Annotated in this window: 1 protein-coding gene; it reads right to left on the reverse strand. The window is 41.8% G+C overall.

The features are described from left to right. The coding region (locus KH400_RS21275; RefSeq protein WP_217228052.1) for a DUF402 domain-containing protein at positions 1 to 433 on the reverse strand (433 nt) is incomplete at both ends.

A 433-nucleotide genomic window follows, 5' to 3' on the forward strand; every position in this document is an offset into this window, starting at 1 on the left:
GATGCTTATTGATCCAATCAACTAGGATTTTAACATGCTCCTTTACGATAAAATCAATATCCGCTGGGTAATGCCATTGTGCCTTGTGCAATTCATACTCGTCCGTATCAAGCAAGCGCTTTTCACCATCTGGAAAGACCTTTACGTCCAAATCATAATCCACGTACTTCAAAGCTTCTTTATCTAAAACAAACGGAGAAGCTAAATTACAATAATAAGACACCCCATTATCTCGTATCATCGCGACGATGTTGAACCAATACTTACGATGAAAATACACAATTGCGGGTTCACGCGTCACCCAACGACGACCGTCATCTTCGGTCACCAAGGTATGGTCATTCAACCCAATAATTGCATTTTCACTCGTCTTAAGAACCATCGTGTCACGCCAAGTTCGGTGCAAACTGCTGTCATGCTTGTAGCTCTTGAT

The sequence above is a fragment of the Desertibacillus haloalkaliphilus genome, from assembly GCF_019039105.1.
Taxonomy (GTDB): Bacteria; Bacillota; Bacilli; order Bacillales; family KJ1-10-99; genus Desertibacillus; species Desertibacillus haloalkaliphilus.